27 protein-coding genes and 1 riboswitch are annotated in these 26494 nt (G+C 60.1%); of the genes, 19 read left to right on the top strand and 8 right to left on the bottom strand.

The annotated features are described in order from the left end of the window. Nucleotides 1-266: 266 nt before the first annotated feature. From brnQ to ACI77H_RS05685, 3 genes are all read left to right on the top strand, one after another. Nucleotides 267-1580 (top strand): branched-chain amino acid transport system II carrier protein, encoded by a 1314-nt coding sequence (brnQ, locus tag ACI77H_RS05695; protein WP_407010853.1) that lies wholly within the window; start codon nt 267-269, stop codon nt 1578-1580. A 188-nt stretch (nt 1581-1768) separates the two neighbouring features. Then, a complete protein-coding gene (locus ACI77H_RS05690) occupies nt 1769-2506 on the top strand; it encodes a DUF599 domain-containing protein (protein ID WP_407010851.1) in 738 nt (245 codons plus the stop codon). Next, a complete protein-coding gene (locus tag ACI77H_RS05685; protein WP_407010849.1) occupies nt 2506-2907 on the top strand; it encodes an MAPEG family protein in 402 nt (133 codons plus the stop codon). The genes ACI77H_RS05690 and ACI77H_RS05685 overlap by 1 nt, the downstream gene beginning before the upstream one ends. 67 nt (nt 2908-2974) lie before the next feature. Here the strand turns inward: ACI77H_RS05685 and ACI77H_RS05680 are convergent, their stop codons facing one another. Continuing rightward, nucleotides 2975-3208, bottom strand: a complete 234-nt coding sequence (locus ACI77H_RS05680) for a hypothetical protein (protein WP_064679026.1) — start codon at nt 3206-3208, stop codon at nt 2975-2977. Between the two features lie 157 nt (nt 3209-3365). Here ACI77H_RS05680 and ACI77H_RS05675 point away from each other — a divergent pair, with 157 nt between their 5' ends. The 3 genes from ACI77H_RS05675 (at nt 3366) to htpG (ending at nt 6277) form a co-directional block, all read left to right on the top strand. Next, nucleotides 3366-3842 carry a PaaI family thioesterase gene (locus ACI77H_RS05675; RefSeq protein ID WP_407010847.1) on the top strand — a complete coding sequence of 159 codons (477 nt, stop codon included), beginning with the start codon at nt 3366-3368 and terminating at the stop codon, nt 3840-3842. Continuing rightward, nucleotides 3839-4291, top strand: a complete 453-nt coding sequence (locus ACI77H_RS05670) for a PaaI family thioesterase (RefSeq protein WP_407010845.1) — start codon at nt 3839-3841, stop codon at nt 4289-4291. The genes ACI77H_RS05675 and ACI77H_RS05670 overlap by 4 nt, the downstream gene beginning before the upstream one ends. Nucleotides 4292-4372: 81 nt before the next feature. Further along, nucleotides 4373-6277 carry a molecular chaperone HtpG gene (gene htpG, locus ACI77H_RS05665; RefSeq protein WP_407010843.1) on the top strand — a complete coding sequence of 635 codons (1905 nt, stop codon included), beginning with the start codon at nt 4373-4375 and terminating at the stop codon, nt 6275-6277. A gap of 184 nt (nt 6278-6461) precedes the next feature. On the opposite strand, the gene ACI77H_RS05660 is transcribed toward htpG, so the two are convergent. After that, nucleotides 6462-7328 (bottom strand): pirin family protein, encoded by an 867-nt coding sequence (locus tag ACI77H_RS05660; RefSeq protein ID WP_407010842.1) that lies wholly within the window; start codon nt 7326-7328, stop codon nt 6462-6464. A 61-nt stretch (nt 7329-7389) separates the two neighbouring features. Next, nucleotides 7390-7806, bottom strand: coding sequence for an OsmC family protein (locus ACI77H_RS05655; RefSeq protein WP_407010840.1), 417 nt, complete (start codon nt 7804-7806; stop codon nt 7390-7392). A 251-nt stretch (nt 7807-8057) separates the two neighbouring features. Between ACI77H_RS05655 and ACI77H_RS05650 the strand changes: the two genes are divergently transcribed. Beyond that, entirely contained in the window at nt 8058-9683 is a 1626-nt protein-coding gene (locus ACI77H_RS05650) for a methyl-accepting chemotaxis protein (RefSeq protein ID WP_407010838.1), read from the top strand. A gap of 84 nt (nt 9684-9767) precedes the next feature. Here ACI77H_RS05650 and ACI77H_RS05645 read toward each other — a convergent pair whose 3' ends face one another. From ACI77H_RS05645 to purM, 3 genes are read right to left on the bottom strand one after another with little or no spacing between them, the layout of a single operon-like run. Further along, nucleotides 9768-10481, bottom strand: a complete 714-nt coding sequence (locus ACI77H_RS05645) for a DUF3108 domain-containing protein (RefSeq protein ID WP_407010836.1) — start codon at nt 10479-10481, stop codon at nt 9768-9770. A gap of 8 nt (nt 10482-10489) precedes the next feature. Further along, the gene (gene purN, locus ACI77H_RS05640; RefSeq protein ID WP_407010834.1) at nt 10490-11140 is read right to left on the bottom strand and encodes a phosphoribosylglycinamide formyltransferase; all 651 of its coding nucleotides are present in this window, start codon (nt 11138-11140) and stop codon (nt 10490-10492) included. Continuing rightward, nucleotides 11140-12198, bottom strand: coding sequence for a phosphoribosylformylglycinamidine cyclo-ligase (gene purM, locus ACI77H_RS05635; protein WP_010456810.1), 1059 nt, complete (start codon nt 12196-12198; stop codon nt 11140-11142). The genes purN and purM overlap by 1 nt, the downstream gene beginning before the upstream one ends. 384 nt (nt 12199-12582) lie before the next feature. Here purM and ACI77H_RS05630 point away from each other — a divergent pair, with 384 nt between their 5' ends. From ACI77H_RS05630 to ACI77H_RS05605, 6 genes are all read left to right on the top strand, one after another. Beyond that, on the top strand, nt 12583-13641 hold the full coding sequence (locus ACI77H_RS05630; RefSeq protein ID WP_407010832.1) for a DUF2066 domain-containing protein: 1059 nt from the start codon (nt 12583-12585) through the stop codon (nt 13639-13641). A gap of 38 nt (nt 13642-13679) precedes the next feature. After that, complete coding sequence (locus ACI77H_RS05625; RefSeq protein WP_407010830.1) at nt 13680-14753, top strand: AI-2E family transporter; 1074 nt, start codon at nt 13680-13682, stop codon at nt 14751-14753. Between the two features lie 230 nt (nt 14754-14983). Then, nucleotides 14984-15688, top strand: a complete 705-nt coding sequence (hda, locus tag ACI77H_RS05620; protein WP_008033543.1) for a DnaA regulatory inactivator Hda — start codon at nt 14984-14986, stop codon at nt 15686-15688. Nucleotides 15689-15901: 213 nt separating this feature from the next. After that, the gene (locus ACI77H_RS05615) at nt 15902-16528 is read left to right on the top strand and encodes a C40 family peptidase (RefSeq protein WP_407010828.1); all 627 of its coding nucleotides are present in this window, start codon (nt 15902-15904) and stop codon (nt 16526-16528) included. A 220-nt stretch (nt 16529-16748) separates the two neighbouring features. After that, complete coding sequence (locus tag ACI77H_RS05610) at nt 16749-17285, top strand: C40 family peptidase (protein ID WP_407010826.1); 537 nt, start codon at nt 16749-16751, stop codon at nt 17283-17285. A 15-nt stretch (nt 17286-17300) separates the two neighbouring features. Further along, a complete protein-coding gene (locus tag ACI77H_RS05605) occupies nt 17301-17954 on the top strand; it encodes an O-methyltransferase (RefSeq protein WP_407010824.1) in 654 nt (217 codons plus the stop codon). Between the two features lie 25 nt (nt 17955-17979). Here ACI77H_RS05605 and ACI77H_RS05600 read toward each other — a convergent pair whose 3' ends face one another. Both ACI77H_RS05600 and ACI77H_RS05595 read right to left on the bottom strand, forming a co-directional pair. Beyond that, on the bottom strand, nt 17980-19293 hold the full coding sequence (locus ACI77H_RS05600) for a PQQ-dependent sugar dehydrogenase (protein WP_407010822.1): 1314 nt from the start codon (nt 19291-19293) through the stop codon (nt 17980-17982). 68 nt (nt 19294-19361) lie between these two features. Then, nucleotides 19362-19946, bottom strand: a complete 585-nt coding sequence (locus tag ACI77H_RS05595; RefSeq protein WP_407010820.1) for a hypothetical protein — start codon at nt 19944-19946, stop codon at nt 19362-19364. Between the two features lie 154 nt (nt 19947-20100). Next, nucleotides 20101-20335: riboswitch (cobalamin riboswitch) on the top strand. A gap of 79 nt (nt 20336-20414) precedes the next feature. On the opposite strand from ACI77H_RS05595, the gene cobO reads away from it, so the two are divergent. The 6 genes from cobO to ACI77H_RS05565 are packed head-to-tail and all read left to right on the top strand — an operon-like array spanning nt 20415 to nt 26375. Then, the gene (cobO, locus tag ACI77H_RS05590) at nt 20415-21026 is read left to right on the top strand and encodes a cob(I)yrinic acid a,c-diamide adenosyltransferase (protein WP_407010818.1); all 612 of its coding nucleotides are present in this window, start codon (nt 20415-20417) and stop codon (nt 21024-21026) included. Further along, on the top strand, nt 21023-22390 hold the full coding sequence (locus tag ACI77H_RS05585) for a cobyrinate a,c-diamide synthase (protein ID WP_407010816.1): 1368 nt from the start codon (nt 21023-21025) through the stop codon (nt 22388-22390). The genes cobO and ACI77H_RS05585 overlap by 4 nt, the downstream gene beginning before the upstream one ends. Next, complete coding sequence (gene bluB / locus ACI77H_RS05580; RefSeq protein ID WP_407010814.1) at nt 22387-23037, top strand: 5,6-dimethylbenzimidazole synthase; 651 nt, start codon at nt 22387-22389, stop codon at nt 23035-23037. Before ACI77H_RS05585 ends, bluB begins: the two co-directional genes overlap by 4 nt. Further along, the gene (cbiB, locus tag ACI77H_RS05575) at nt 23034-23942 is read left to right on the top strand and encodes an adenosylcobinamide-phosphate synthase CbiB (RefSeq protein ID WP_407010812.1); all 909 of its coding nucleotides are present in this window, start codon (nt 23034-23036) and stop codon (nt 23940-23942) included. The genes bluB and cbiB overlap by 4 nt, the downstream gene beginning before the upstream one ends. Next, nucleotides 23935-24927, top strand: coding sequence for a threonine-phosphate decarboxylase CobD (gene cobD, locus ACI77H_RS05570; RefSeq protein ID WP_407010810.1), 993 nt, complete (start codon nt 23935-23937; stop codon nt 24925-24927). Before cbiB ends, cobD begins: the two co-directional genes overlap by 8 nt. Continuing rightward, a complete protein-coding gene (locus tag ACI77H_RS05565) occupies nt 24924-26375 on the top strand; it encodes a cobyric acid synthase (RefSeq protein ID WP_407010808.1) in 1452 nt (483 codons plus the stop codon). Before cobD ends, ACI77H_RS05565 begins: the two co-directional genes overlap by 4 nt. Nucleotides 26376-26494: the final 119 nt, after the last annotated feature.

Here is a 26494-nt window from a genome sequence, read left to right as displayed (position 1 = left end):
TCGCCAGCGAGCTGGCTCCTACAAGAGCCGCGGTGTATGAACATTGCGTATGAAAACGCGACACAAAAATGTCGCAGATCGGATAGTTCGCCCCCTAACAGTGCGTTTGTCGCTCAAATTCGTTAGGCTAGCCGCCATTTTTGCGTCCGCATCCCACAAGGAAGCTTCGCGCTAAAGGGTCGGTCCTATGCGGGTCGACAGCATTTCCCTCACCCATAAGGGAAATCCCTCTCTAAATTCCGATTCAGTAGTGTGGTATTTCCTTAATGAAAGTGTTGAAAGGCCAGGACATCCTGGCACTTGGTTTTATGACGTTTGCTCTGTTCGTCGGGGCTGGCAACATCATCTTCCCGCCTATCGTCGGTTTGCAGTCCGGGCCCCATGTCTGGATGGCGGCGCTGGGCTTTCTGATCACCGCGGTGGGTCTGCCGGTGATCACCGTGGTTGCCCTGGCCAAGGTCGGAGGCGCCATGGATGCCTTGAGCAGCCCGATCGGCAAAGTTGCTGGTGGCTTGCTGGCCGCCGCGTGCTACCTCGCCGTCGGCCCGCTGTTCGCGACGCCGCGCACCGCGACCGTCTCGTTTGAAGTGGGCCTGGCGCCACTGACCGGGGAAAGCCCGCTGGCGCTGTTCCTCTACAGCTCGGTGTACTTCCTGCTGGTGTTCTTTATCTCGCTCTACCCGGGGCGTTTGCTGGATACCGTAGGACGTTTCCTCGCACCGCTGAAGATCATCGCCCTGGCGGCACTCGGCATCGCCGCGTTCGCGCTGCCGGCCGGTGACATCGGCGTGGCGACGCCCGAGTATGTCGCGGCACCGTTTTCCCAGGGCTTCATCAACGGATATCTGACCATGGATACCCTGGGTGCGCTGGTGTTCGGCATCGTGATCGTCAACGCCATCCGTTCCCGCGGTGTCGAATCGCCGGTGTTGATCACCCGTTACGCGATCATTGCCGGGCTGATCGCCGGCGTTGGTCTGGCGCTGGTGTATGTCAGCCTGTTCCGCCTCGGTTCGGGCAGCCATGAAGTGGCTGCTGGTGCGACCAACGGCGCGGCGGTGCTGCACGCTTACGTTCAACACACCTTCGGTTCCTTGGGCAGCGGTTTCCTCGCGGTGTTGATTTCGTTGGCCTGCCTGGTCACGGCGGTCGGTCTGACGTGTGCCTGCGCCGAATACTTCAGCCGTGTGCTGCCACTGTCCTACAAGACTTTGGTCATCATCCTCGCCGCGTTCTCCTTGCTGGTGTCCAACCTGGGCCTGACCAAGCTGATTGCGTTCTCGATCCCGGTGCTGACTGCGATCTACCCGCCGTGCATCGCGCTGGTAGCCCTGAGCTTCTGCAAGGACTTCTGGCATGAGCAGGGGCGCATTGTCGGTCCGGTGATGCTGGTGTCGTTCATCTTCGGCCTGATTGACGCGCTCAATGGCGCGGGCCTGGCGGACTGGATGCCGACGCAATTGGCACACTTGCCGTTGAGCGAGCAAGGCCTGGCGTGGCTGGTGCCGTCGGTCATGACCCTGGTGGTCGCGGTGGTTTGCGATCGCCTGCTGGGCAAGCGCGAAGAAGTGCTGGCCTAAGCTGATTCATGGCTCGCCACAAGCGTGCCTTGGGCTACAACAGAAATGCCCCGTATCAATCGATACGGGGCATTTTTTATGCGCGTGAGGCAGTGTCTTTTCCCGTGAGCTAACGTCGAAGCACTATCTTGTAGAAGCAAGCTCTCTCCTACAGTTCTACCGTCGCAAACACATTCACAAGGACCTGCATGTCGTTCATCCACGCCAACCTGATCCACATTCTCGCCGCCGTCTGGTTTGTCATCTGCTGGGGTGGCTACACCCGTTATGCGACATGGAAGGGCCGCGACACCGCGTGCCTGGCCAGTGTGTTGCACCTGTACCGCGAAGACTGGATGCGCCGCATGCTGCTGCGCGACAACCGCATTGCCGACGCCAGTGTGGTCGGCAATCTGGAGCGCAACGCTTCGTTCTTCGCCTCCAGCACGCTGATTATCCTGGCCGGTATTCTCACCGTGCTGGGCGCGTCGGAACGGGCGGTGTCACTGCTGGCAGACATCCCGATGGTGCAACAGGCTTCCCAAGGGATGTCGGAGATCAAGTTGCTGTGCCTGGCGCTGGTGTTTGTGTATGCGTTCTTTACCTTCAGCTGGTGCATGCGCCAATACAACTTCGCGGCCATTCTGATCGGTTCGGCGCCCATGGTCGGGGAGCGCCATGTTTCGGAGCAGGAGCGCAAAGCCTTTGCGGCCCGGGCGGCGCGTGTCATTTCCATGGCCGCCAACCAGTTCAACTTCGGCCTGCGTTCCTATTACTTCGGCATGACCATGCTGGCGTGGTTCGTTAGCCCCTGGTTGTTCATGTTGATGAGTGCTGGCGTGGTGCTGGTGCTGTATCGCCGGGAGTTTCATTCCGACGTTCTCGACGTGATGGTCTATACCCCTACAGAGGCGCCATTGCCTGAGGTGAACAAAGAGGCCGCTTGATGAGTATTCCGTTCTGGTGTGTGTTTATCAGTGCCTTGCTGATCTACGTGGCGCGTATGCCGGTGGCCAGGGCCATGAAAGAGCAGGGCGGTTACAACAATCACCTGCCCCGACAGCAGCAGGCACAACTCACGGGGTTCGGCGCCCGGGCAGTGGCGGCTCATCAGAATTGTTTTGAGGCGTTTATATTGTTTGCGGTGGGGGTGTTGATGGCGCACACCACGCAAACGGCGGGGTGGCTGATTGATACGCTGGCAATCATCTTTGTGGTGACGCGCGTCATTTACTTATCGTGTTATTGGGGCGATCTGGCGTGGCAGCGGAGTCTGGTGTGGATTGTCGGATTAGTGTGTTCGTTGCTACTGATGATTAGTCCGACTTTTAGAACTATTTTGCTCTAACTGGGTAAATGACAGGCAAAAGAAAACCCGCATTAGGCGGGTTTTCTTTATCACGCTAAAAACTGTTTTAGTTTTTAGGTGCTTCTTTTGCAGCGGCTTCGTTCGATTCAGCCTGAGCTTTGGCAGCTTCGGCGTTTTCTTTCGCTGCGTCGTTCACTTTATCCTGAGCTTTGTTCATGTCTTGCTGAGCTTGCTCAGCATGTTGGTTAGCATCTTGAGCTTTGTCCTCGGATTTTTTATCGCAGGCAGCGAGACCGAGGGAAGCGGTCAACATCAAGGCAATAGCTAAAGTTTTACGCATGGGGTGTTTCTCCTTATGGAAAATATCTACTGGCCTTTCGAGCGTGCCCGTCAGGGTTAAGTTCCTCAATTCGTTCAGATATATAAGATTATTCCCATGGGAACTTTTACGCATACGCCCAATACAATTTCCGAATGTTAAGAAGAGTGTTTATCACATGGCCGAAAACCCCATTTTTGAGCGTGCGACGCGATTTCTTTCGGCGCTCAGGCATTGTCAGGTACTTGGTTTGCGCGTTCACAGCGCCAGCAGCGATGGACTGACGGTCATCCTGCCGTACAGCCCGCAGATTGTCGGCAATCCACAGACCGGCGTGATCCATGGCGGGGCATTGACCTCCCTGATGGACACTGCGTGCGGCATGTCGACCCTGTGTGTGCTGCCCGAATTCGAAGTCTGCCCGACCCTCGATTTGCGCATCGACTATATGCACGCCGCCGAGCCGCATAAGGATGTCTATGGTTTTGCCCAGTGCTACCGGGTCACCACCGACGTGATCTTCGCCCGTGGCTTTGCCTATCAGGACGATCCCGAACACCCCATCGCCCACGTTGTCGGCACATTCATGCGCATGGGCAAAGGCGTCAAAGGCACCAAAGGGTTTGGTGGTGTCATCGCCGGAGATGCGAAATGACTGACAACTTCAAGGAACAACTGCAACAGGCCCATGAGCTGGGCGACTATGCCTCGTTATTGCACCTTATTCCCTACGCCAAGTTGATCGGTGTCGAGTGCTCGCGGGTTGGCGATGATCTGCTGTTTCGCCTGCCGGCCAACAAGGACAACATTGGTAACCCTTTACTGCCGGCGATTCACGGCGGCGTGATTGCCGGGTTCATGGAGCTGGCAGCCGCCTTGCACCTGCTGGTTTTTACCGGCTCGCCGGGTGTGCCGAAGATCATCGATTTTTCTCTCGACTACCTGCGCGCCGGGCAGTTTCGCGATACGTGGGCTCGCTGCCAGGTGTGCCGTCAGGGACGGCGTGTCGCCAACGTGGCGGTGACCGCCTGGCAAAGCACCGAGGCCGAGCCTATCGCCACGGCTCGCGCGCACTTCAAAATCGATGAGCCCTTGAAATCCTGATCCGAGCCCCCAACTTTGATGACAACCCGCCGTCGACCCTTTAGGTCGCGGCCACTGCCATCTGATTGGAGTTTGATGACCATGAGTGTGGAAACTCAAAAGGAAACCCTGGGCTTCCAGACCGAGGTGAAGCAGCTGCTGCACCTCATGATCCATTCGCTGTATTCCAACAAGGAAATTTTCCTTCGCGAATTGATCTCGAACGCCTCTGACGCTGTCGACAAATTACGTTTCGAAGCCCTGTCCAAGCCAGAGTTACTGGAAGGTGGCGCCGAACTGAAAATCCGCGTGAGCTTCGACAAGGACGCTAAAACCGTCACCCTCGAAGACAACGGTATCGGCATGAGCCGTGAAGACGCGATCACCCACCTGGGCACCATCGCCAAATCCGGCACCGCCGATTTCATGAAACACCTGTCCGGCGATCAGAAAAAAGATTCGCACCTGATCGGTCAGTTCGGCGTGGGTTTCTACTCTGCCTTCATCGTCGCCGACAAAGTTGACGTATTCAGCCGTCGTGCCGGTGCTGCCGCCAGCGAAGGCGTGCATTGGTCGTCCAAGGGCGAAGGCGATTTTGAAGTTGCCACCGTCGAGAAAGCCGAGCGCGGCACCCGCATCGTTCTGCATCTGAAATCCGCTGAAGACGAGTTCGCCGATGGCTGGCGTCTGCGCAACATCATCAAGAAGTACTCCGACCACATCGCTTTGCCGATCGAGTTGCCGAAAGAAGTGGCAGCCGTTGAAGGCGAAGAGAAGCCAGCCGTTGAATGGGAAACCGTCAACCGCGCCAGCGCCCTGTGGACCCGTCCTCGCACCGAGATCAAGGACGAGGAATACCAGGAGTTCTACAAACACATCGCTCACGACTACGAAAATCCGCTGAGCTGGAGCCACAACAAGGTCGAAGGCAAGCTCGAATACAGCTCGCTGCTCTACGTACCGACCCGTGCACCGTTCGACCTGTACCAGCGCGAAGCGCCGAAAGGCCTGAAGCTTTATGTGCAGCGTGTGTTCGTCATGGACCAGGCCGAGTCGTTCCTGCCGCTGTACCTGCGCTTTATCAAAGGCGTAGTCGATTCCAACGACCTGTCGCTGAACGTGTCGCGGGAAATCCTGCAGAAAGACCCGATCATCGACTCCATGAAGTCGGCGCTGACCAAGCGTGTGCTGGACATGCTGGAAAAACTGGCGAAGAACGAGCCTGAGCAATACAAAGGCTTCTGGAAAAACTTCGGCCAGGTCATGAAAGAAGGCCCGGCAGAAGACTTTGCAAACAAAGAGAAAATCGCTGGCCTGCTGCGTTTCGCCTCCACTCAGGGCGAAGAAGGCGAGCAAGTGGTCGGTCTGGCTGACTACCTGGCCCGTGCCAAGGAAGGTCAGGACAAGATCTACTACCTGACCGGCGAAACCTACGCGCAAGTCAAAAACAGCCCGCACCTGGAAGTCTTCCGCAAGAAAGGCATCGAAGTGCTGCTGCTGACCGATCGTATCGACGAGTGGCTGATGAGCTACCTCAGCGACTTCGACGGCAAGAGCTTTGTCGACGTGGCGCGCGGTGACCTGGACCTCGGCAATCTGGACTCGGAAGAGGACAAGAAAGCTGCGGAAGAAGTCGCCAAGTCCAAGGAAGGTCTGGTTGAGCGTCTGAAAGCTGCACTGGGCGATTCGGTTGCTGAAGTGCGGGTTTCCCATCGCCTGACCGACTCCCCGGCGATTCTCGCCATCGGCGAGCAGGACCTGGGCCTGCAGATGCGGCAGATCCTCGAAGCCAGCGGGCAGAAGGTTCCGGATTCGAAGCCAATCTTCGAATTCAACCCGGCGCACCCGCTGATCGAGAAACTCGACAACGAGCAGAGCGACGAGCGCTTCGGCGACCTGTCGCACATCCTCTTCGATCAGGCGGCCCTGGCGGCCGGCGACAGCTTGAAAGACCCGGCCGCGTATGTGCGCCGTCTCAACAAGCTGCTGGTTGAACTGTCGGTTTAACAGCGTTGTTAAAAAAAACCCGCTTCGGCGGGTTTTTTTATTCGGGGTTCTTTTACTCGATATGAGTCATGAGTCAGGGCTAATCACCGGACGTGTAGGAGTCGGCTTGCCGGCGATGGCGTCCTCATGATCGCCATCGCTGGCCAGCCAGCTCCTACACGGGATATGGTTGAGCAGTGAAGGCCTATTTCAGGGGTAGCTCGATTCGTTCGCTTTCCCCGGGCACCGTCGGCCAATCCCCGGCCGCCCAGCGTCGGCGTGCTTCATCAATCGCCGCCGGATCGCTCGCCACAAAATTCCAGTTGATCCGTCGCGGTCCATCCAGCGGCGCGCCGCCGAACAACATCGCATGACAGTCGCTCTCGGCGAACAGCGTCATTTCTTCCCCCGCAGGCAACACCACGAGCGAATGCGGTTCTATCGACTCGCCATCCAGCTGCACTTCACCGCTCAACACGTACAACGCCCGTTCGTCATGCTCGGTGGGAATCAGCAACGTCGTCGCCGTTTGCAGTATCAGTTCCGCATACAACGTGGGAGACAGCACCGGCACCGGCGATTCCAGGCAAAAGCCTGACCCGGCGATCATTCGGATCTTCACGCCTAGGTTATCGCTGACCGGCAAAGTGGCTGCCGGGTGATGGCTGTAGTGCCCCGGTCCCTGTTCATGATCCTTGGGTGAGGCCAGCCAGATCTGCAAACCGTGCATCGTGAAACCGCTGGCCTTCAAGGCCTCGGGCGTGCGCTCGACGTGGGCAATGGCGCTGCCGGCAGTCATCCAGCTGACGTCGCCGGCCTCCACCACCTGATCGGAACCGAGGCTGTCCTTGTGCTGGATTTTTCCCTCGAACAAGTAGGTAAGGGTCGACAGACCGATGTGCGGGTGCTGGCGGATATTCATGCCTTTACCTGCCGGATAACGGGTTTGCAGCATGTGGTCGAAAAATACAAAAGGCCCGACGCTGCGGCATTTGGCTGACGGCAGCGGGCGAAAAATCGGTTGGCCTTCGACATCTTCGGCGCGGGGGCGAATCACGAGCGGAGTGTTCATGGTGCATTCCAGGCTGAGCGGGTGACGCGTGGAGCATAACCCGCTAGCCCGAGCCTTGCCGCTATTGGCTGAACGCACCTTCGGACAGATGGGTTTCGATGCTGACGTCAGTGGTGGTCATCAGCTTGTGCACCGGGCATCGATCAGCCACGCGATGCAGTTCGTCGCGCTGCGCGTCGGTGAGCACACCCTTGAGCGTCAGTTTGACGTGAAGGACATATTTGCCTTTCTGCTCTTCACTGTTGTCGCGTTTGACCTCCACCCCAACGCCCGTCAGCGGAATGTCCTTTTTCTTCGCGTACATTTTAAGCGTCAGAGCCTTGCAGGCCCCGAGGGCTGCGTCGAAGTAGTCGTGCGGCTCCGGCGCCGAGCCTTCGCCGCCCGCCGAGGCCGGCGCATCGGCAAAGAGTTCGTGATCATCGATTTGTACGCTGTGGCGAAAACCTTCGGCGGAAACGGTATTGACGGTAACGGTCATGAGAAACCTCGGCAGTAGGGAAAGTCATTCGATCAAAAAAGATCTTGAAGGTATAGAGCATTCCTCCCGCGACGCGTTCCACTTTCTCGATATGCCGCAGTCCGGCGGCTGAATCGTTACCGCCCGGTGGTCGAAGTAGTTGGGGCGTTTTGATATCTCGTTTTCGTCTTACGCAAATTTTCTCTGGACCGATATCGTCTAAAGCAACCCGCTGCAGGGTTGATGCAGCGCTTTTGGAAGGAACCAGAGCAATGAGTATCAGAAGTCTCAATATTGCGCCGCGTGCGGGCCTGGGTTTTGGCTTGCTGGCGCTGATGGTGTTTGGGTTGGGGGCGTTTGCCTTGCTGCAGATGTCGAACATGCGCGCTCAGTCTGATCAGGTCGATGACAACTGGCTGCCCAGTGTGATGGCTGTCGGCGAAATGAGTCAGGACATGCTGCGACTTCGGGCCCTGACCATGCGCCTGTTGATCAACCGCGATCCGCAGGCGTTGGCGCAAAACGTCGGCAAACTCAACGAACTCAAAGGTGCGCTCAACGAAGCGCAGCAACGCTATGACCGACTGATCGTACTGCCTGAGGAACGTGTGCTGTTCGACCGTTTCAAAACCTCCGAGCAGCAATATCTGCAATTTCAGAGTCAGCTGATGAGTCTTTCTGCTGAGGGACGAGTGGAGGAGGCGGCAGCGATCCTTAATGGTGAGATGAGTCCGTTGGCCGATGGCATCGCGGTGACGCTCAAGGAGTTGGTGGAGCTGAACAAGCACAACGCCAACCTCGCGACCGAGGCGGGGCGTGCGGTGTTCAGCAGCTCCAGGGTCTGGGTGGGCGTGATGATTGGTGTGACGGCGTTGATGACCATTGCCTTGGCGCTGTTGCTGACGCGCAGCATCGTGTTGCCCCTCGCGCAATCGTTGAGGGTGGCTGAAGGGGTGGCGAGCGGTGATTTGACCGGCGACATTCACATCAGCGGCAAGGACGAGCCGGCGCGCCTGCTGCACGCACTCAAAAGCATGCAGCAGAGTTTGCGCGACACCCTTCGGCGCATCTCCGATTCCTCCAGCCAATTGGCGTCGGCCTCTGAACAGCTCAGTTGTGTGACGGAAGACGCGACGCGCGGTCTGCATCAGCAGAGCCTGGAAATCGATCAGGCGGCGACGGCGGTCAATCAGATGACCGCGGCAGTGGAAGAGGTCGCGAGCAACGCGGTGGCCACGTCCGAAGCGTCTCGTGAATCCGACCGGATTGCCCAGCATGGCCGCGAGCAGGTGAACCAGACGGTGTTGTCGATTGAATCCCTCGCCGACGATGTCACCGCTAATGCCTCTCAGGTCGAAGCCCTCGCGCAGAAGGTTTATGGCATCAGCAAGGTGCTGGACGTGATTCGCTCGATTGCCGAGCAGACCAACCTGTTGGCCTTGAACGCAGCGATCGAAGCGGCGCGGGCCGGGGACGCCGGGCGCGGATTTGCGGTGGTGGCCGATGAGGTGCGAGCTCTGGCGCACCGGACTCAGCAATCGACGCGGGAAATCGAACAGATGATCGCTGGCATCCAGCAGGGCACCGACTCTGCGGTCTCCTCGATGCAACAAAGCAATACCCGCGCACGCTTGACGCTCGAAGTGGCGAAGACCGCCGGCATTGCGCTGGAAGAGATTGCCTCGGCGTTCACCTTGATCAATGAGCGCAACCTGGTGATTGCCAGCGCTTCGGAGGAACAGGCAGCGGTGGCGCGGGAAGTGGATCGCAACCTGATGAACATTCGTGATCTGGCGTTGCAGACTTCGGCGGGCGCGAATCAGACCAGCGCGGCGAGTCAGGAGCTGTCGCGATTGGCGGTGGATTTGAATTCAATGGTGGCGCGGTTTTCGGTTTAGTCCCGGCATCGCTTCTACAGGCGCTACGCCTTTTTCAAAGCTAAAAAAACCCCGCATGAGCGGGGCTTTTCATATCGATCCGGATCAGCTGCCTTTGACAGACTTGCCGTTGACCTTGCCGTCGAGGAGCATGATGTTGTACTCCTTGCCGTCGGTTTCGACCTGTTGCAGGCGGACCAGCAGGTAATCCCAATCCTTGGCGAACCACAGCACGGTGATGCGTTTGCTTTGTGTCGGGTCGCGCACGCGCTCGACCTTGATCGCGTCGATCTGGCCAGCCTTGGTGTCGACCTTTTCCGAGCCCAGCACGCGGAAGTCATACGTATCGACTTCACCATCATCGACCACCTGATAGCTCATGCTTTTCTTGCCGGCAGCCACGTCGTGCTGAAGAGCAAGCTGATAGGTGGATTTGTCGACCATGCCGCGATTGAGCGGGATCTTGACTGCGTCGCCGCGATCGGTGCCAGTGACCATTTTGGTGGTCCAGTCGAAATCCAGGTCAGCCTTTTTGGCTTTACCCAGACCACCGCGCTCAAAGTGGTAGGACTGTGGCAGCAGGGTGTCCTTGTCCAGGGTCAGGGTGCTTTCTTCGGTCAGGCTGGCGATCATCATCGAAGCCTTGAAACTGAGCTTCCAGACGCCGTTGGCTTCCTTGGTGAGGCTGCGCTCGGCGGTGCCGCTCATGGGCAACTGCTTCCAGTCGGCGGTGTAGCTGGCGGAGAAAGGTTGAAGTTCCGCAGCCTGCGCGAAAGGCAGGGCAAGCAGAGCGCAAGCGAAGAGCAGGGCGCGACGCATAAAATCTCCTAGGTTCGAATCAAGTGGCCGCTGGCCGCGAGTAACTTGCCATCCAGTAAAGCACCTTGTTCACCGAGTGATAAACGACCTTCGGCAAACCAGCGTACGGCCATCGGGTAGATCAGGTGTTCCTGGGTGTGAACTCGCAGCGCCAGACTTTGCGGCGAATCGTGCAACTCTACCGGTATTACTGCCTGTACGACCAGTGGTCCGCCATCGAGTTCCTCGGTGACAAAGTGCACGGAACAGCCGTGTTCAGTGTCGCCGGCCTCCAGCGCGCGCTGATGAGTGTGTAACCCTTTGTATTTGGGTAGCAGCGAGGGATGTATGTTGAGCAGGCGACCCGCGTAGTGGCGCACGAAGTCAGCGCTGAGAATGCGCATGAAACCGGCCAGTACCACGAGTTTGGGATTGAAGGCGTCGATCAGTTCGATCAGCGCGGCATCGAAGGCTTCGCGGCCTTCGAACGCCTTGTGATCCAGGGAGCGGGTGTCGATACCCGACTGCCTGGCGCGTTGCAGGCCGTAGGCGTCGGCGCGGTTGGAAATCACCGCGGCGATGCGGACCGGGCTGTCGCCGGTCCGCGTGCTGTCGATCAAGGCCTGCAAGTTACTGCCGGTGCCGGACAACAGCACCACCACATCACAGGTCTGGGACATCAATGAGCCTTGAGGTTCTTCAGTTCAACCTGGGCCGCGCCTTCGGCAGCGGTGGCGATCTGACCGATGACCCAAGGCTGCTCGCCGGCTTCACGCAGGACGTTCAGCGCGGTTTCAACGTGCTCTTGCGCCACGCAAATCACCATGCCAACGCCGCAGTTCAGCACGCGGTGCATTTCGTTTTCGTCGACGTTGCCTTTCTCTTGCAGCCAGTCGAACACGGCAGGGCGGGTCCAGCTCGCCACGTCAACCACGGCTTGAGCGCCTTTTGGCAGTACGCGCGGGATGTTGTCCAGCAGGCCACCACCGGTGATGTGGGCCATGGCTTTGACCGCGCCGGTGTCCTTGATCAGCTTGAGCAGCGGCTTCACGTAGATGCGGGTCGGAGCCATCAGCAGGTCGGTCAGCGGCTTGCCGTCGAGCTGGATGTTTTCGATGTCGGCACCCGACACTTCGATGATCTTGCGGATCAGCGAGTAGCCGTTGGAGTGCGGGCCGGAAGACGGCAGGGCGAGCAGGGCATCGCCGGCAGCGACTTTCGAACCGTCGATGATTTCGGATTTTTCCACGACGCCGACGCAGAAACCGGCCAGGTCGTAGTCTTCGCCTTCGTACATGCCAGGCATTTCAGCGGTTTCGCCGCCCACCAGGGAGCAGCCGGACAGTTCGCAGCCTGCGCCGATACCGGTCACGACCTGGGTCGCGGTTTCGACGTTGAGTTTGCCGGTGGCGTAGTAGTCGAGGAAGAACAGCGGCTCGGCGCCGCAGACCACCAGGTCGTTCACGCACATGGCCACCAGGTCGATGCCGATGCTGTCGTGTTTGTTCAGGTTCAGCGCCAGGCGCAGCTTGGTGCCGACGCCGTCAGTGCCGGAAACCAGCACGGGCTGCTTGTAGCCGGCCGGGATTTCGCAGAGGGCGCCGAAACCGCCCAGGCCGCCCATGACTTCCGGGCGCGCAGTGCGCTTGGCGACGCTCTTGATGCGTTCGACCAATGCTTCACCGGCGTCGATGTCTACACCGGCGTCCTTGTAGCTCAGGGAGGGTTGCTTGCTCATGATCCAGGCCTTTAGGGGGGATTCAGGGGTAACGACCGAGTCCAGTGGGACCGCCGAAACAAACGAAGGGCATGTGCCTTGCGCGAATTTCAGGGTGCCCGGCTGTTGCCGGTCTGCGAAGGCGCGCGATTTTATCAGGCTTGAGGGGCAGCGGCCATCCTCAGGCCGACAGCAGGGGCATATCGATACAAAAAAACCGTGATTGCCCGTGTTGGTCGCCTCCCGCTTGGCTGTATAAGGTATCGCGATTAACCGTCTATCGTTATGGCAGTGCGAAAAACTTAACCGGGACGTGTGAATGTTTTACGGCGGGCAATGGTCACAGTCTTGCTCGATTGTCTTCATGCGGTCAGTTCCAGCCGCTCTTGTCGTCAGGAATCTTCCATGCGTTTTTTCAGATCATTGTTTGTGGGTTGTTTGTCCCTGGTCAGTCTGGCTAGCCAAGCCGAAACCGTAAAAGGCCTTTATCAGGTGCGCGAGCCTGTCACCAGTCAGGCGCCTGAAGAGCGTGATCAAGCCACTCAGCGCGCGCTCGATACGCTGGTGTTGCGCCTGACCGGCGATCCCAAGGCGGCACAAAGCCCGGGCCTGGCGGCGATCCGCAAGGACCCGCAGCAGATCATCAGTCAGTACGGCTTCGACGCCGGCCCGCCGGAAGTGCTGAAAGTCGATTTCGACCCGGCTTCCACCGAACAGGCGTTGCGCCGTGCCGGACTGTCACTGTGGGGCGCGAACCGGCCGTCGATCCTCGGTTGGTGGTTGAACGATTCCACCGAAGGTTCGAGCCTGGTCGGTGATGGCCAGGCCGCTGCCACGCCGCTACGTCGCGCCGCACAGCATCGTGGGCTGCCGCTGCATCTGCCCTTGGCGGACTTGAGTGAACAATTGGTCGCCACCGCGCCGAATCTGGAAGGTACGGATGCAGCACCACTGCGCGGCGCATCGGAACGTTACAACGCCGATGCCCTGCTGGCAGTGCATGCCCGGGAAGAGGGCGGTCAGTGGCAGGCCAAATGGCATTTGTGGTTGGGCGATCAGAAAGAGGCGGGCAGTGTGCAGGGCGCAGATCAGGCTGCTGTGGCTGACGCGGTGATGCTGGCGGTCAGTCAGCGTCTGGCGCCTCGGTTTGTGGTCAAGCCGGGTGCTTCGGGAGAGCAGTTGCTGGAAGTGCAGGGCATGAACCTGGAGCACTATGCCGCGCTCGGGCATTTGCTGGAGCCTTTTGGCGCGCGCCTGCAAAGTGTTGACGGTGACCGGATTCTTTACCGGGTCAACGGCAGCGCCGAGCAGTTGCGCTCGCAGTTGTCGCTGGCGAAGTTGCAGGAAGTTCCGGCGGGTGAGGCGTCGGCACCGACGGCGGCTGTTCAGCCGGTGGCGGAGGGTTCGGCGCCTGCTGTCGCGCCAACGCCTGCACCGGTGCCGCAGTTGCGTTTCCGTTGGTAAGGTTTTCTTTCTTTATATAGATGCATATGGAGTGGTACATGGCCGATACGCGGCGTTGGTTCTGGTTGGGTGGGGTGGTTCTGCTCTGCGCGTTTATCTGGCTGTTGCATCCGATTCTGACGCCGTTCCTGGTGGCGCTGCTGTTGGCCTACTTGTTCGACCCGCTGGTGGATCGGCTGGAAAAGGCCGGCCTCTCTCGGACCTGGGGCGTGGTGTCGGTGTTCGCGCTGTTCACTTTGATTTTCACCACGTTGTTGCTGGTGCTGGTGCCGATGCTCGCCAAGCAGTTGTTTCGCTTGTATGAGCTGGCGCCACAGATGCTTGACTGGTTGCAGCACACCGCATTGCCGTGGGCGCAATCGAAGTTCGGGTTGTCGGATGGCTTCTGGAAATTCGACAAACTCAAAGCGGCGATCAGCGAACATATGGGCCAGACCACCGACATCGTCGGCGTGGTGCTGAGTCAGGCGACCGCTTCGGGCCTTGCGTTGATCGGCTGGCTGGCCAATCTGGTGCTGATTCCGGTGGTGAGTTTTTACCTGCTGCGGGACTGGGATGTGATGATGGCCAAGATCCGCAGCCTGTTGCCTCGTGATCGTGAAGAGCGCGTGGTGATCCTGGCCGGCGAATGCCATGAAGTGCTCGGGGCGTTCGTGCGCGGGCAGTTGCTGGTGATGGTGGCGCTGGGCGTGATCTACGCGTCGGGGCTGATGCTGGTCGGGCTGGAACTGGGGCTGCTGATCGGGATAATTGCTGGCTTGGCGGCGATCGTGCCGTACATGGGGTTTGTCATCGGGATCGGCGCGGCATTGATTGCCGGTCTGTTCCAGTTCGGCGGCGACTTGTACCCGATGGTGGGTATCGTCGCGGTGTTCATGGTCGGTCAGGCGCTGGAAGGCATGGTGCTGACGCCATTGCTGGTGGGCGACCGGATCGGTCTGCATCCGGTGGCGGTGATCTTCGCGATTCTGGCCGGGGGTGAGCTGTTCGGTTTTACCGGCGTGCTGCTGGCGCTCCCGGTGGCGGCGGTGATCATGGTGCTGGTGCGTCATGTGCATGATTTGTATAAGGATTCTGATATCTACAGTGGCGTCGACGAACCCGAGCTTTAAGGTTCGCTGGTGACCCGTCGCGGGCGGCCTGGTTCAGTGCCAGGCTGGCCCGTATCTCTTGCGCGGCTGTCACATACGCCGCCAAAGAAACACCCATAAAACCACCGCGATAACGCAAACCTTTGATTTTGCTTATGGTCTGTCGCATTGTGCGGTCAGCGTCACGGGTATAAACTTCGCAAACTTTACACAGAGGCCACTAACGGTTCCTTTGGAACTGTTCAGTCAGCATGAAACCGATTCAGCTGCCCCTAGGTGTGCGTCTGCGTGATGACGCTACCTTTATCAATTACTACCCAGGCGCCAATGCCGCTGCACTCGGCTATGTCGAGCGGCTTTGCGAAGCCGACGCCGGCTGGACCGAAAGCCTGATTTATCTCTGGGGCAAGGACGGGGTAGGGCGTACGCATTTGCTGCAGGCGGCCTGTCTGCGCTTTGAGCAGCTGGGGGAGCCTGCGGTGTACCTGCCGTTGGCCGAGCTGCTGGATCGCGGCATCGAAATTCTCGATAACCTCGAACAATACGAACTGGTTTGCCTCGACGACTTGCAAGCAGTTGCCGGGCGCGCGGATTGGGAAGAGGCGTTGTTCCATCTGTTCAACCGTCTGCGTGATAGCGGTCGGCGTTTGCTGATTGCTGCGTCGACCTCGCCGCGTGAATTGCCGGTGAAGCTGGCGGACCTCAAGTCCCGTCTGACCCTGGCGCTGATCTTCCAGATGCGGCCGTTGTCCGACGAAGACAAATTGCGAGCCTTGCAACTGCGTGCATCCCGTCGCGGCCTGCACCTGACCGACGAAGTCGGGCATTTTATTTTGACTCGCGGTACTCGCAGCATGAGCGCGCTGTTCGAGTTGCTTGAGCGTCTCGATCAGGCCTCCCTTCAGGCTCAGCGCAAGCTGACCATTCCGTTCCTGAAAGAAACGCTGGGCTGGTAAAGCCCAGGTTTTTCGCGGGTTCCGGCATATTTCAGGCGCCACAAAATCCGCTTTCCTACACGGGGCAGGCTGCGCAAGCGTCTAAATGGGGCTTAAGCGCTTAGATGGAAACGCGAAACCGGAAAGTCACATAAAGTTCGATTGAATTTGCAAATGAGGATGATAGCGGGCATAGTCTCGGCTTCTTTACAACTATCAGCCACGGTCGTGCCCATGCTAAATCGCTTCGCACCCCTCGTGCCTCTCGCACTCGTCACCCTGTTGTTTGGTTGCGCTGCTCACTCTCCAGTGTCCCAGCAAGAGCAACAACAGCAGGTTAGAAATTCAGTTACTGCGCAATCTTCTTCCGTTCTTTTCCAGGAAGAGCTGGCCACCGACAAAGAACTGGCTGACTTCGCCGATGGCAAGTCGTACCAGCTTCCTGTTCTGGCCGACAGCATTCTCGAACGTGGCATGTCCCTGATCGGTACCCGTTACCGTTTCGGCGGCACCTCCGAAGCCGGTTTCGATTGCAGCGGCTTCATCGGTTACCTGTTTCGTGAAGAGGCCGGCATGAACCTGCCGCGCTCCACTCGCGAAATGATCAATGTTGACGCGCCACTGGTTTCTCGTAGTGCGCTCAAGCCGGGTGATCTGCTGTTCTTCGCCACCAATGGTCGTAGCGGTCGTGTCAGTCACGCCGGGATCTACCTCGGTGACAACCAATTCATCCACTCCAGCAGCCGCAAAAGCGGTGGTGTCCGGGTCGATAGCCTGGGCGACAGCTACTGGAGCAAGACCTTCATCGAAGCCAAGCGCGCACTCGCGATGGCCCCGACCGTGGTCACGGCACGCAAGTAATTGCCTGGCCTGTCGCCACATCAGTGGCGACAACGACGTCTCTGCAACAGAGAAGGCGGACAGTTTGTAAGGCGAACTTAAAGTCTTACTTGAAGTTTGCCGCGTACCCGCTAGAATCCTGATCTATTATTGATGGCAAACCGCCTGCGTCCTGCGCAGGCGGTTTTCTTTTCTGCCTTTCCGGTGGAAAAAGCCGCAGCCAGATCAGGATGTTCTGCTTATGACGATGTCGGCCCGCCTCGCTCTCATGTTTTTCGCCGCGCTGCTCAGCGCCTGCGCCAGCCGCACGCCGCCACCTGCGCCGGTGGCTCGCGCGCCGATTGTTTTCGGTTCTTCCCAGGCTTTCTCTCCCGAAGCAGAAGACGTGCTGTTTCGCGCGTTGGGGCTGGTGGGCACGCCTTATCGCTGGGGCGGCAATACGCCAGATTCCGGGTTCGATTGCAGTGGCCTGATCGGTTATGTCTACCGTGACGTCACCGGAATTTCCCTGCCGCGCACCACGCGCGAGATGATCAGCATGCAGGCAGCCAATGTCGGCAAGGAAGGTTTGCAAACCGGTGACCTGATTTTCTTCGCCACCAATGGCGGTTCTCAGGTCAGCCACGCCGGGATCTACGTTGGCGAAGGCCGCTTCGTTCATGCGCCAGCCACGGGTGGCACGGTGAAGCTCGACAGCTTGTCCAAGGCGTATTGGCAGAAAGCCTACCTGAGCGCCAAGCGTGTTCTGCAACCCGAGCATTTGGCGCGCAACCCCTAGTTCGCAGAGGTCGTCATGACCGCACGTACACTCAATCTCGACGATTCCCTGTATCAATACCTGCTCGACGTTTCCCTGAGGGAAACGCCGCTGCTCAAGCGTTTGCGCGAGGAAACCCAGGCGCTGCCGATGGCGCGCTGGCAGGTGGCGCCGGAGCAGGGGCAGTTCCTCGCCTTGCTGGTGAAACTCACCTGCGCCAGGCGCCTGCTGGAAGTTGGCACCTTCACCGGTTACAGCGCGTTGTGCATGGCGGCGGCTTTGCCGGATGACGGCTCGCTGATTTGCTGTGATATCCCCGGCGACTACAACGCCACGGCGCGCCGCTACTGGCAGGAAGCAGGCGTCTCTCATCGTGTTGACCTGCGCCTGGCGCCCGCGCTGGAAACCCTGGCTCAGTTGGATCAGCCCGGACAATTCGATTTGATGTTCATTGATGCTGACAAGGCTAACTATCCTGCCTACCTGGAGCACGCGCTGCGTCTGCTGCGCGTTGGTGGTCTGGCGGTGTTTGATAACACCCTGTGGAGCGGGCGGGTGCTGGAGCGCAATCCCGAGAGTGAAGACACCCGAGCCATCCAGGCACTGAATCTCGCCTTGAAGGATGACTCGCGCGTGGATCTGTCGCTGTTGCCGTTGGGCGATGGGTTAACGCTGTGCCGCAAGCGCTAAACGCTGAACCCTGTGGGAGCTGCGGCTATTTAGTTGCCGACACCCGCCACACCTTGTTCCCCACGTCATCCGCCACCAGCAAATCGCCCTGTTGATCAATCACCACGCCCACCGGCCGGCCCATGGCATCTTCGTCTTTATTGAGGAACCCGGTCAGCACATCAACCGGCTGCCCGGTCGGTTTGCCGGCACTGAACGGCACGAAAATCACTTTGTAACCACTGTGCGGCTTGCGGTTCCACGAACCGTGCTGGCCAATGAACGCGCCGTCCTTGAATTGCGCTGGCAGCGTGTTGCCATCAGCAAACGTCAGGCCCAGTGATGCGGTATGCGGGCCGACCGCGTAGTCCGGTGCGATAGCCTTGGCCACCAGGTCCGGGTTTTGCGGCTCGACGCGAAAGTCGACGTGCTGACCGTAATAACTGAACGGCCAGCCATAGAATGCGCCGTCCTTGACCGAGGTGATGTAGTCCGGCACCAGGTCGCTGCCGATTTCATCCCGCTCGTTGACGGCCGTCCACAACGCGCCGCTCTGCGGTTCCCACGCCATGCCGTTGGGATTGCGCAGGCCTGAGGCGAAGATCCGATGGTTGCCGGTGGCGCGATCCACTTCCCAGATCGCCGCGCGACCTACTTCCTGGTCCATGCCGTTTTCGGCGACGTTGCTGTTGGAGCCCACCGTGACGTAGAGCTTGCTGCCGTCCTTGCTGGCGATGACGTTTTTGGTCCAGTGGTGATTCAGCGTACCCCCCGGTAGATCGACCACTTTGATCGGCTGCGATTTGATAGCCGTGTCGCCGACTTCATAGTGGAAACGCAGTAAGCGGTCCGTGTCAGCGACATACAGGTCATTTCCAACCAGCGTCATGCCGAAGGGCGAATTGAGGTTTTCCAGAAACACCGAGCGGGTTTCGGCGATGCCATCGTGGTCCTTGTCGCGCAGCAACGTGATGCGGTTCGGACTCGGGACGCCCGCACCGGCGCGGCCCATGACTTTCTTCATGACCCAGCCTTTAACGCCTTTGCCATCGTCGGGTTTGGGTGGCGCATTGGTCTCGGCGACGAGCACATCGCCGTTTGGCAGCACGTACAGCCAACGCGGGTGATCGAGGTTTTCAGCAAAGGCCGCCACTTGCGTTCCCGCAGCGGCCACAGGTTTCACACCGTCCGGCCAGCCGATCGCCGGGGCGATGTTCACAGTCGGGATCAGGGTCTTGTTCGGTTCCGGCAGTTTGGGTGACGGGCCGGTGCCGTCGGAGACTTGCAGGCTGGATGTTTCACCGCAGGCGGCGAGCCCTCCGGCGAGAGCGATGATGAGAACGAGCTGGGGCTTGCGCATGCTGATCTTCCCTATAAATGCAGTGACCTGATCAGTAGAGAAGCGCAAGCCCGCGATGGTTCAACCACTCAGCCACGAGCTTCCTTGAACAGCACGGCGATACCGGGGTGATAGTTGCCCGCTTCGTTGCGCAACTTGCGGTAGGCGTAGGGGAAATACCAGGCGACAGCGCAGGTGTGTTCCTTTTGCAGGTCGTCGACCATGTCCTGCAGTTCTTCCGGGGTGGCGCCGTGCTGGGCCTTTTGCGGCGCGACGAACAGGCAGCCGAGTTTCAGGTCGCTGGCGTAGCTGATGCGCTTGGCGTCGCTGGTGATATCGGCCAGGGCCTGTGTCAGGTTCAGGCCGTTGACCCGTGGCCAACGCTGCGTGACTTGAAGGTAGGCGCGTTCTTCGCTGGTGGCAATGAACAGGTCGGCGCGGGCGTTGCGTTCGCCTTCCTCGTTGTGTTTGCGGGTGGGTGTCTGTTGAAGCGTGACCATTTCCGCCATCCACGCGGCGGCCGAGAGCAAGCCTAGGTTGGCTTTTTCGTCGTACCAGTAAGGCGTGTCGTTGTCGCCGCGCACCGCGTTGTAGCGGTCGATACAGTCAAACCAGCGCTCCAGCACCGGGCGCAGGAATTCCAGCTTCGGATTGCTGATGATCATGCCTTGCATGTGGCTCACCCTTGTTATTGTGTTGTCAGGTTGTGGCGCTTTGATATCACTGCTGAGAGCGTGGCACAAGATTGGCGTCATTTTATTGATCAGTGGCAGTTATTCGCCCAGCGGCGCCCCGGCTTTAATTGACGCTCCACCCCCAACCCTCTAACCTTCGCGGCTTGTTTCAGGTGCTCTGTGACGTCGGTCGACAGAGTGAAACAGGGAAGCCGGTGAGTGCGTTCATTCGATGAATGAAGAACCACGATCCCGGCGCTGCCCCCGCAACGGTAAATGAGTGAAGACTGCGCCTTGAGCCACTGTGTCGATCATCGATATGGGAAGGCGCGCAGTCAGGCCAACGCCGCTCATGAGCCCGGAGACCGGCCTGATCCATCCAGCGGCATCACGGTGGGCGATGCCAGGCTTCTTGCCGTCTATTCTTGTGCCTGCCCGCCGTTATCCAGCCTCAACGGAGAGCTCCCCATGACTGATACCCCCGATCGTGACGAACGCCATCTGGCGCGCATGCTGCGCAAAAAAGCCGTGATCGACGAACGCATCGCCAACTCCCCGAATGAATGCGGCCTGCTGCTGGTGCTGACCGGCAACGGCAAAGGCAAAAGCAGCTCGGCGTTCGGCATGCTCGCCCGCTCGTTGGGCCATGGCATGCAGTGTGGCGTGGTGCAGTTCATCAAGGGGCGCAACAGCACGGGCGAAGAGTTGTTCTTCCGGCGTTTCCCGGAGCAGGTACGGTTTCATGTGATGGGCGAGGGTTTTACCTGGGAGACCCAGGATCGCCAGCGCGACATCGCCGCCGCCGAAGCGGCGTGGGAAGTGTCCCGCGAACTGCTACGCGATCCCTCGATCGGCCTGGTGGTGCTCGATGAACTGAACATCGCCCTCAAGCACGGTTACCTCGATCTCGATCAGGTGCTCAGTGACTTGCAGGCACGTCCGCCGATGCAACACGTGGTCGTCACCGGTCGCGGCGCCAAGCCGGAAATGATCGAGCTGGCTGACACCGTCACCGAAATGGGCGTGATCAAGCATGCGTTCCAGGCCGGGATCAAAGCGCAAAAAGGCGTCGAGCTGTGAATCAACCACGTCATTGCCCGGCGGTCTTGATTGCCGCGCCGGCCTCCGGACAGGGCAAGACCACCGTCACCGCTGCGCTGGCCCGTTTGCATCGCAATCAGGGGCGCAAGGTCCGCGTGTTCAAATGCGGCCCGGACTTTCTCGATCCGATGATTCTCGAGCGCGCCAGCGGTGCACCGGTGTATCAACTGGACATGTGGATGGTCGGCGAGCAGGAAAGTCGTCGACTGTTGTGGGAAGCCGCCGGTGAAGCGGATCTGATCCTGATCGAAGGCGTCATGGGGCTGTTCGACGGCACGCCGTCGAGCGCTGACCTGGCGCGGCACTTCGGTGTGCCGGTGCTCGGGGTGATCGACGGCACGGCGATGGCGCAGACCTTCGGCGCGCTTGCGTTGGGGCTGGCGAAGTATCAGCCGGACTTGCCGTTCGCCGGGGTGCTGGCCAACCGCGTCGGCACCTTGCGGCATGCGCAATTGCTAGAAGGCAGCCTCACTGAAGGTTTGCGCTGGTACGGCGCCTTGTCCCGGGAAACCGGGATCGAATTGCCGAGTCGGCACCTCGGTCTGGTTCAGGCCAGCGAGTTGAACGATCTCGATCATCGCCTCGACGCAGCCGCCAACGCGCTGGCCAGCAGTTGCGAGGTCGCGCTGCCACCGGCGGTCGAATTCGCCGCGCCGGATGTGATCACTGCCGAGCCGTTGCTCAAAGGTGTGCGCATCGCCGTGGCCCGTGATGAAGCCTTCGCCTTCACCTACGGCGCGAGCCTGGATCTGCTGCGAGCCATGGGCGCCGAATTGTCATTTTTCTCGCCGATCCGCGACACGCAATTGCCGGCGGCTGACAGCCTCTATCTGCCGGGCGGCTACCCGGAATTGCACCATGTGGCGCTGTCACGGAACAGTCAAATGCTCAACGCCATTCGCGCTCACCACGCGGCGGGCAAACCATTGCTGGCCGAGTGCGGCGGCATGTTGTATTTGCTCGATTCGCTGACCGACGTCGAAGGCACGCGCGCTGAGCTGGTCGGTTTGCTTCGCGGTGATGCGGTGATGCAAAAGCGCCTGGCGGCGCTGGCGTTGCAGGCGGTCGAGTTGCCGGAAGGTTCGCTGCGCGGGCACACCTATCACCATTCGCTGACCAGCACTGAACTTGAGCCTATTGCCCGTGGCCTCAGCCCGAATGGCGGGCGCGGGGCGGAAGCGGTTTATCGGGAGGGGCGGATGACCGCTTCTTATGTGCATTTTTATTTTCCGTCCAATCCATCAGCGGTTGCCGCATTGTTTGCGCCTGACCGTGCGGACGCTGGGGGGGCGGGATCACATCGATCAATTGTGGGAGCTGGCTTGCCAGCGAAGAGGCCATGACCGACAACGCCTTCAGTGAAGCCGAGCGCGATGCTGTTTATCGGGCCATCGCCGAACGCCGCGACATGCGCCACTTCAGCGGCGGCACCGTCGAACCGGAGTTGCTCCGGCGCCTGCTCGAAGCCGCACATCAGGCGCCAAGCGTCGGCCTGATGCAGCCCTGGCGATTCATCCGCATCAGCGACCGCACCCTGCGTGGCCAGATCCAGCGGTTGGTGGAAGAAGAACGCATGCGCACCGCCGAAGCCCTAGGCGAACGCACCGACGAATTCATGAAGCTGAAAGTTGAAGGCATCAATGACTGCGCCGAGGTGCTGGTCGCCGCGTTGATGGACGATCGCGAGCGGCACATCTTTGGCCGTCGCACCCTGCCGGAAATGGACATGGCCTCGTTGTCCTGCGCGATCCAGAACCTGTGGCTGGCGTCCCGTGCCGAAGGGCTCGGCATGGGCTGGGTTTCTCTATTCGAGCCGCAAGCCCTGGCCGACCTGCTGGGTTTGCCCGCCGGGGCCAAGCCGTTGGCAGTTCTTTGCCTTGGCCCGGTCAAGGAATTCTATCCGGCGCCGATGCTGGTACTCGAAGGCTGGGCGCAAGCGCGTCCGCTCAGTGAATTGTTGTACGAAAATTATTGGGGAGTGAGTCAATGAGTGTGGCGTTGTTGAGTGTCGCCGCGGTTGCGCTGGATGCGCTGCTGGGTGAACCCAAACGCTGGCATCCGCTGGTGGCGTTCGGCCGTCTTGCCGACCGCATCGAGCAACGTTTCAATGGTGGCGGGCGCGGCTGGCGTAGCCACGGCGTCACGGCATGGGTGATCGCGGTGTTGCCGCTGACCTTGCTCGCCACCGCTTTCTCCTGGGCGCCTTATGTCGGCTGGCTCGTCGAGATTCTCGCGCTCTATTGCGCCCTCGGCCTGCGCAGTCTTGGTGAGCATGTCGAGCCGGTCGCCAAGGCGCTACGCAGCGATGATCTGGACGAGGCGCGCAAACGCGTCGGCTATCTGGTCAGTCGCCAGACCAGCGAACTGGATCAAACCGAAGTCGCCCGCGCCGCCACCGAATCGGTCCTGGAGAACGGCAGCGACGCGGTGTTTGCCGCGTTGTTCTGGTTTGCCGTGGCCGGTGCGCCTGGCGTGGTGCTCTACCGATTGAGCAATACGCTGGATGCGATGTGGGGCTACCGCAACGAACGCTTCGAACGTTTCGGCTGGGCCGCGGCGAAGATCGACGACGTGCTCAACTACATTCCTGCGCGGCTGGTGGCATTGACCTACGCGCTGCTGGGCAAAACCCGGCTCGCCCTGAAATGCTGGCGCACCCAAGGCCCGACCTGGGACAGCCCGAATGCCGGTCCGGTGATGGCCGCAGGTGCCGGTGCGTTGGGTGTCGAGCTGGGCGGGGCGGCGATTTATCACGGTGAATTGCATCAACGTCCGCAGCTGGGCGAAGGTGTACCGGCGGACGCCGACGCCATCGACCGCGGCTGGCAATTGGTCCAGCGCGGGGTATGGTTATGGCTGCTGATTCTCTGCGTGGGAGCTGAATTCTATGCTTGAACACGGTGGACGTTTGCGCAAGGCCGCGCTCGAATACGGCATCGCCGAAGCCGATTGGCTTGACCTGTCCAGCGGCCTCGCGCCCTGGCCGTTTCCGGTCCCGGACATTCCATTGCGCGCCTGGGCGCGGTTGCCGGAAACCGATGACGGTCTGGAGCAGGCCGCCTGTGATTATTACGGTGCCGCGCAGGTGTTGCCGGTGGCCGGTTCGCAAATGGCGATCCAGTTGCTGCCGCGTTTGCGTCGGGTTGGCAAAGTTGGCGTGCTGTCGCCGTGTTACGCCGAGCACGCCGAAGCCTGGCGCCGCAACGGCTACATCGTGCGTGAAGTGCTGGAGCAGGAGGTCGACTTCTTCCTCGACAGCCTCGACGTGCTGGTGGTGGTCAACCCGAATAATCCGACGGGCCTGAGCCTGACCCCGAGCCGTCTGCTCGACTGGCATTCCAGGCTGGCGCAACGCGGTGGCTGGCTGGTGGTCGACGAAGCGTTCATGGACAACACGCCGCAGTTGAGCCTGGCGCCGTGTGCCCATCTGGTCGGCTTGATTGTGCTGCGATCCTTCGGCAAGTTTTTTGGTCTGGCCGGGGTGCGTTTGGGGTTCGTGCTGGCGGAGCGCAAGTTGCTCAAGTTGCTCGCCGAACAAGTCGGTCCCTGGGCCGTCAGCGGACCGACTCGTGTGCTGGGCCAAGCGTGTTTGCAGGATACCGAAGGCCACGCCAGACAGCGTCTGCGTACCGAAGCAGCCAGCGAGCGTCTGGCGCTGTTGCTTGAAGGTCACGGCTTCAAACCTCAAGGCGGTTGCGCGTTGTTTCAATGGCTGGTGACCGAGCGCGCCGAAGAGCTGCATGAGTTCATGGCCCGGCGCGGCATTCTGCTGCGGTTGTTCATCCACAACAGCAGCCTGCGTTTCGGTCTGCCCGGCGAAGAGTCTGACTGGGACCGACTCGATCAAGCGTTCGCCGATTACGCCAAGGAAAGCCGATGACTACGCTGATGGTGCAGGGCACCACTTCCGACGCCGGTAAAAGCACGCTGGTGACGGCGTTGTGTCGCTGGGTCACGCGGCAGGGCGTGCGCGTGGTGCCGTTCAAACCGCAGAACATGGCGCTCAACAGTGCCGTGACCGCTGACGGTGGCGAAATCGGCCGCGCGCAAGCGGTACAGGCTCAGGCTGCCAACCTCGAACCGCACACCGACATGAACCCGGTGCTGCTCAAGCCCAACAGCGACACCGGCGCCCAGGTGATCATCCATGGGCGCGCCGTCACGACGATGAACGCGGTCGCTTATCACGACTACAAAGCCATCGCCATGCAAGCGGTGCTCGCCTCCCATGCGCGGCTAAGCGCGGCGTATCCGGTGGTCATGGTCGAAGGCGCGGGCTCGCCGGCCGAGATCAATCTGCGCGCCGGCGACATCGCCAATATGGGGTTCGCCGAGGCGGTGGATTGCCCTGTTGTGTTGATCGCCGATATCAACCGCGGCGGGGTGTTCGCGCATTTGGTCGGCACCCTCGAACTGCTGTCGCCGAGCGAGCAGGCGCGGGTCAAAGGCTTCATCATCAACCGTTTTCGCGGCGACATTGCGCTGCTGCAACCGGGTCTCGACTGGCTGGAGGCCCGCACCGGCAAACCGGTGATTGGCGTTCTGCCGTACGTAATGGACCTGCACCTGGAGGCCGAGGACGGCATCGATCAGCGCCAGACCGACAAGGCCGATCAGGTGCTCAAAGTGGTGGTGCCGGTGTTGCCGCGCATCAGCAACCACACCGACTTCGATCCGCTGCGCCTGCACCCGCAAGTCGACCTGCAATTCATCGGTCCCGGTCAGGCGATTCCACCCGCCGACCTGATCATTCTTCCCGGCTCGAAAAGCGTGCGCAGCGACCTCGCGTACCTGCGCGCCAACGGCTGGGAAACCGCCATCGCCCGCCATTTGCGCTACGGCGGAAAAGTCCTGGGTATTTGCGGTGGCCTGCAAATGCTCGGCGAGCAGGTGCACGATCCGTTGGGCCTCGAAGGTGCGCCGGGTTCCAGTGCCGGTTTGGGGTTGCTGGCGTTCGAAACGCAACTGGAAGAAGAGAAGCAGTTGCGCAATGTGCGCGGGCGCCTGGCGCTGGAAGATGCGCCGGTCAGCGGCTACGAAATTCATGCCGGCGTGACCACCGGGCCGGCTCTGGAAAACGCCGCCGTGCAGTTGGACGATGGCCGCTGCGATGGCGCACAAAGTGGCGACGGGCAGATTTTTGGCACCTACCTGCATGGCCTGTTCGAATCGCCGGCCGCGTGCAGTGCGCTGTTGCGTTGGGCGGGTTTGCAGGACGTACAGGATGTGGATTACCACGGGTTGCGTGAGCGCGATATCGAGCGCTTGGCGGATTTGGTGGAGAAGCATCTCGATACCCGGCTGTTGCGTGAGCTCTGCGGGATTTAAGTTGACCGGACTGGCCCCTTCGCGAGCAAGCCCGCTCCCACATTGGAATGCGATCACCTGTGGGAGCGGGCTTGCTTGCGAAGGCGGCAGTCGCTACACCAAAGATTTTAAGGAATGAA

Source organism: Pseudomonas sp. O230, from assembly GCF_045447035.1.
In the GTDB taxonomy this organism is placed as follows: domain Bacteria; phylum Pseudomonadota; class Gammaproteobacteria; order Pseudomonadales; family Pseudomonadaceae; genus Aquipseudomonas.
This window is presented reverse-complemented; position numbering and strand designations above follow the sequence as displayed.

Excerpts from the sequence above, each read along its gene's own strand:
- ACI77H_RS05615 (WP_407010828.1), top strand. The coding sequence starts at position 15,902 with ATGCTAAATCGCTTCGCACCCCTCGTGCCTCTCGCACTCGTCACCCTG.
- purN (WP_407010834.1), bottom strand. The coding sequence starts at position 11,140 with ATGTCCCAGACCTGTGATGTGGTGGTGCTGTTGTCCGGCACCGGCAGT.
- ACI77H_RS05630 (WP_407010832.1), top strand. The coding sequence starts at position 12,583 with ATGCGTTTTTTCAGATCATTGTTTGTGGGTTGTTTGTCCCTGGTCAGT.
- ACI77H_RS05610 (WP_407010826.1), top strand. The coding sequence starts at position 16,749 with ATGACGATGTCGGCCCGCCTCGCTCTCATGTTTTTCGCCGCGCTGCTC.
- cobO (WP_407010818.1), top strand. The coding sequence starts at position 20,415 with ATGACTGATACCCCCGATCGTGACGAACGCCATCTGGCGCGCATGCTG.
- purM (WP_010456810.1), bottom strand. The coding sequence starts at position 12,198 with ATGAGCAAGCAACCCTCCCTGAGCTACAAGGACGCCGGTGTAGACATC.
- ACI77H_RS05650 (WP_407010838.1), top strand. The coding sequence starts at position 8,058 with ATGAGTATCAGAAGTCTCAATATTGCGCCGCGTGCGGGCCTGGGTTTT.
- ACI77H_RS05690 (WP_407010851.1), top strand. The coding sequence starts at position 1,769 with ATGTCGTTCATCCACGCCAACCTGATCCACATTCTCGCCGCCGTCTGG.
- bluB (WP_407010814.1), top strand. The coding sequence starts at position 22,387 with ATGACCGACAACGCCTTCAGTGAAGCCGAGCGCGATGCTGTTTATCGG.
- ACI77H_RS05685 (WP_407010849.1), top strand. The coding sequence starts at position 2,506 with ATGAGTATTCCGTTCTGGTGTGTGTTTATCAGTGCCTTGCTGATCTAC.
- ACI77H_RS05655 (WP_407010840.1), bottom strand. The coding sequence starts at position 7,806 with ATGACCGTTACCGTCAATACCGTTTCCGCCGAAGGTTTTCGCCACAGC.
- ACI77H_RS05660 (WP_407010842.1), bottom strand. The coding sequence starts at position 7,328 with ATGAACACTCCGCTCGTGATTCGCCCCCGCGCCGAAGATGTCGAAGGC.
- hda (WP_008033543.1), top strand. The coding sequence starts at position 14,984 with ATGAAACCGATTCAGCTGCCCCTAGGTGTGCGTCTGCGTGATGACGCT.
- ACI77H_RS05565 (WP_407010808.1), top strand. The coding sequence starts at position 24,924 with ATGACTACGCTGATGGTGCAGGGCACCACTTCCGACGCCGGTAAAAGC.
- ACI77H_RS05645 (WP_407010836.1), bottom strand. The coding sequence starts at position 10,481 with ATGCGTCGCGCCCTGCTCTTCGCTTGCGCTCTGCTTGCCCTGCCTTTC.
- ACI77H_RS05680 (WP_064679026.1), bottom strand. The coding sequence starts at position 3,208 with ATGCGTAAAACTTTAGCTATTGCCTTGATGTTGACCGCTTCCCTCGGT.
- ACI77H_RS05605 (WP_407010824.1), top strand. The coding sequence starts at position 17,301 with ATGACCGCACGTACACTCAATCTCGACGATTCCCTGTATCAATACCTG.
- htpG (WP_407010843.1), top strand. The coding sequence starts at position 4,373 with ATGAGTGTGGAAACTCAAAAGGAAACCCTGGGCTTCCAGACCGAGGTG.
- ACI77H_RS05670 (WP_407010845.1), top strand. The coding sequence starts at position 3,839 with ATGACTGACAACTTCAAGGAACAACTGCAACAGGCCCATGAGCTGGGC.
- ACI77H_RS05625 (WP_407010830.1), top strand. The coding sequence starts at position 13,680 with ATGGCCGATACGCGGCGTTGGTTCTGGTTGGGTGGGGTGGTTCTGCTC.
- cobD (WP_407010810.1), top strand. The coding sequence starts at position 23,935 with ATGCTTGAACACGGTGGACGTTTGCGCAAGGCCGCGCTCGAATACGGC.
- ACI77H_RS05600 (WP_407010822.1), bottom strand. The coding sequence starts at position 19,293 with ATGCGCAAGCCCCAGCTCGTTCTCATCATCGCTCTCGCCGGAGGGCTC.
- brnQ (WP_407010853.1), top strand. The coding sequence starts at position 267 with ATGAAAGTGTTGAAAGGCCAGGACATCCTGGCACTTGGTTTTATGACG.
- cbiB (WP_407010812.1), top strand. The coding sequence starts at position 23,034 with ATGAGTGTGGCGTTGTTGAGTGTCGCCGCGGTTGCGCTGGATGCGCTG.
- ACI77H_RS05595 (WP_407010820.1), bottom strand. The coding sequence starts at position 19,946 with ATGCAAGGCATGATCATCAGCAATCCGAAGCTGGAATTCCTGCGCCCG.
- ACI77H_RS05675 (WP_407010847.1), top strand. The coding sequence starts at position 3,366 with ATGGCCGAAAACCCCATTTTTGAGCGTGCGACGCGATTTCTTTCGGCG.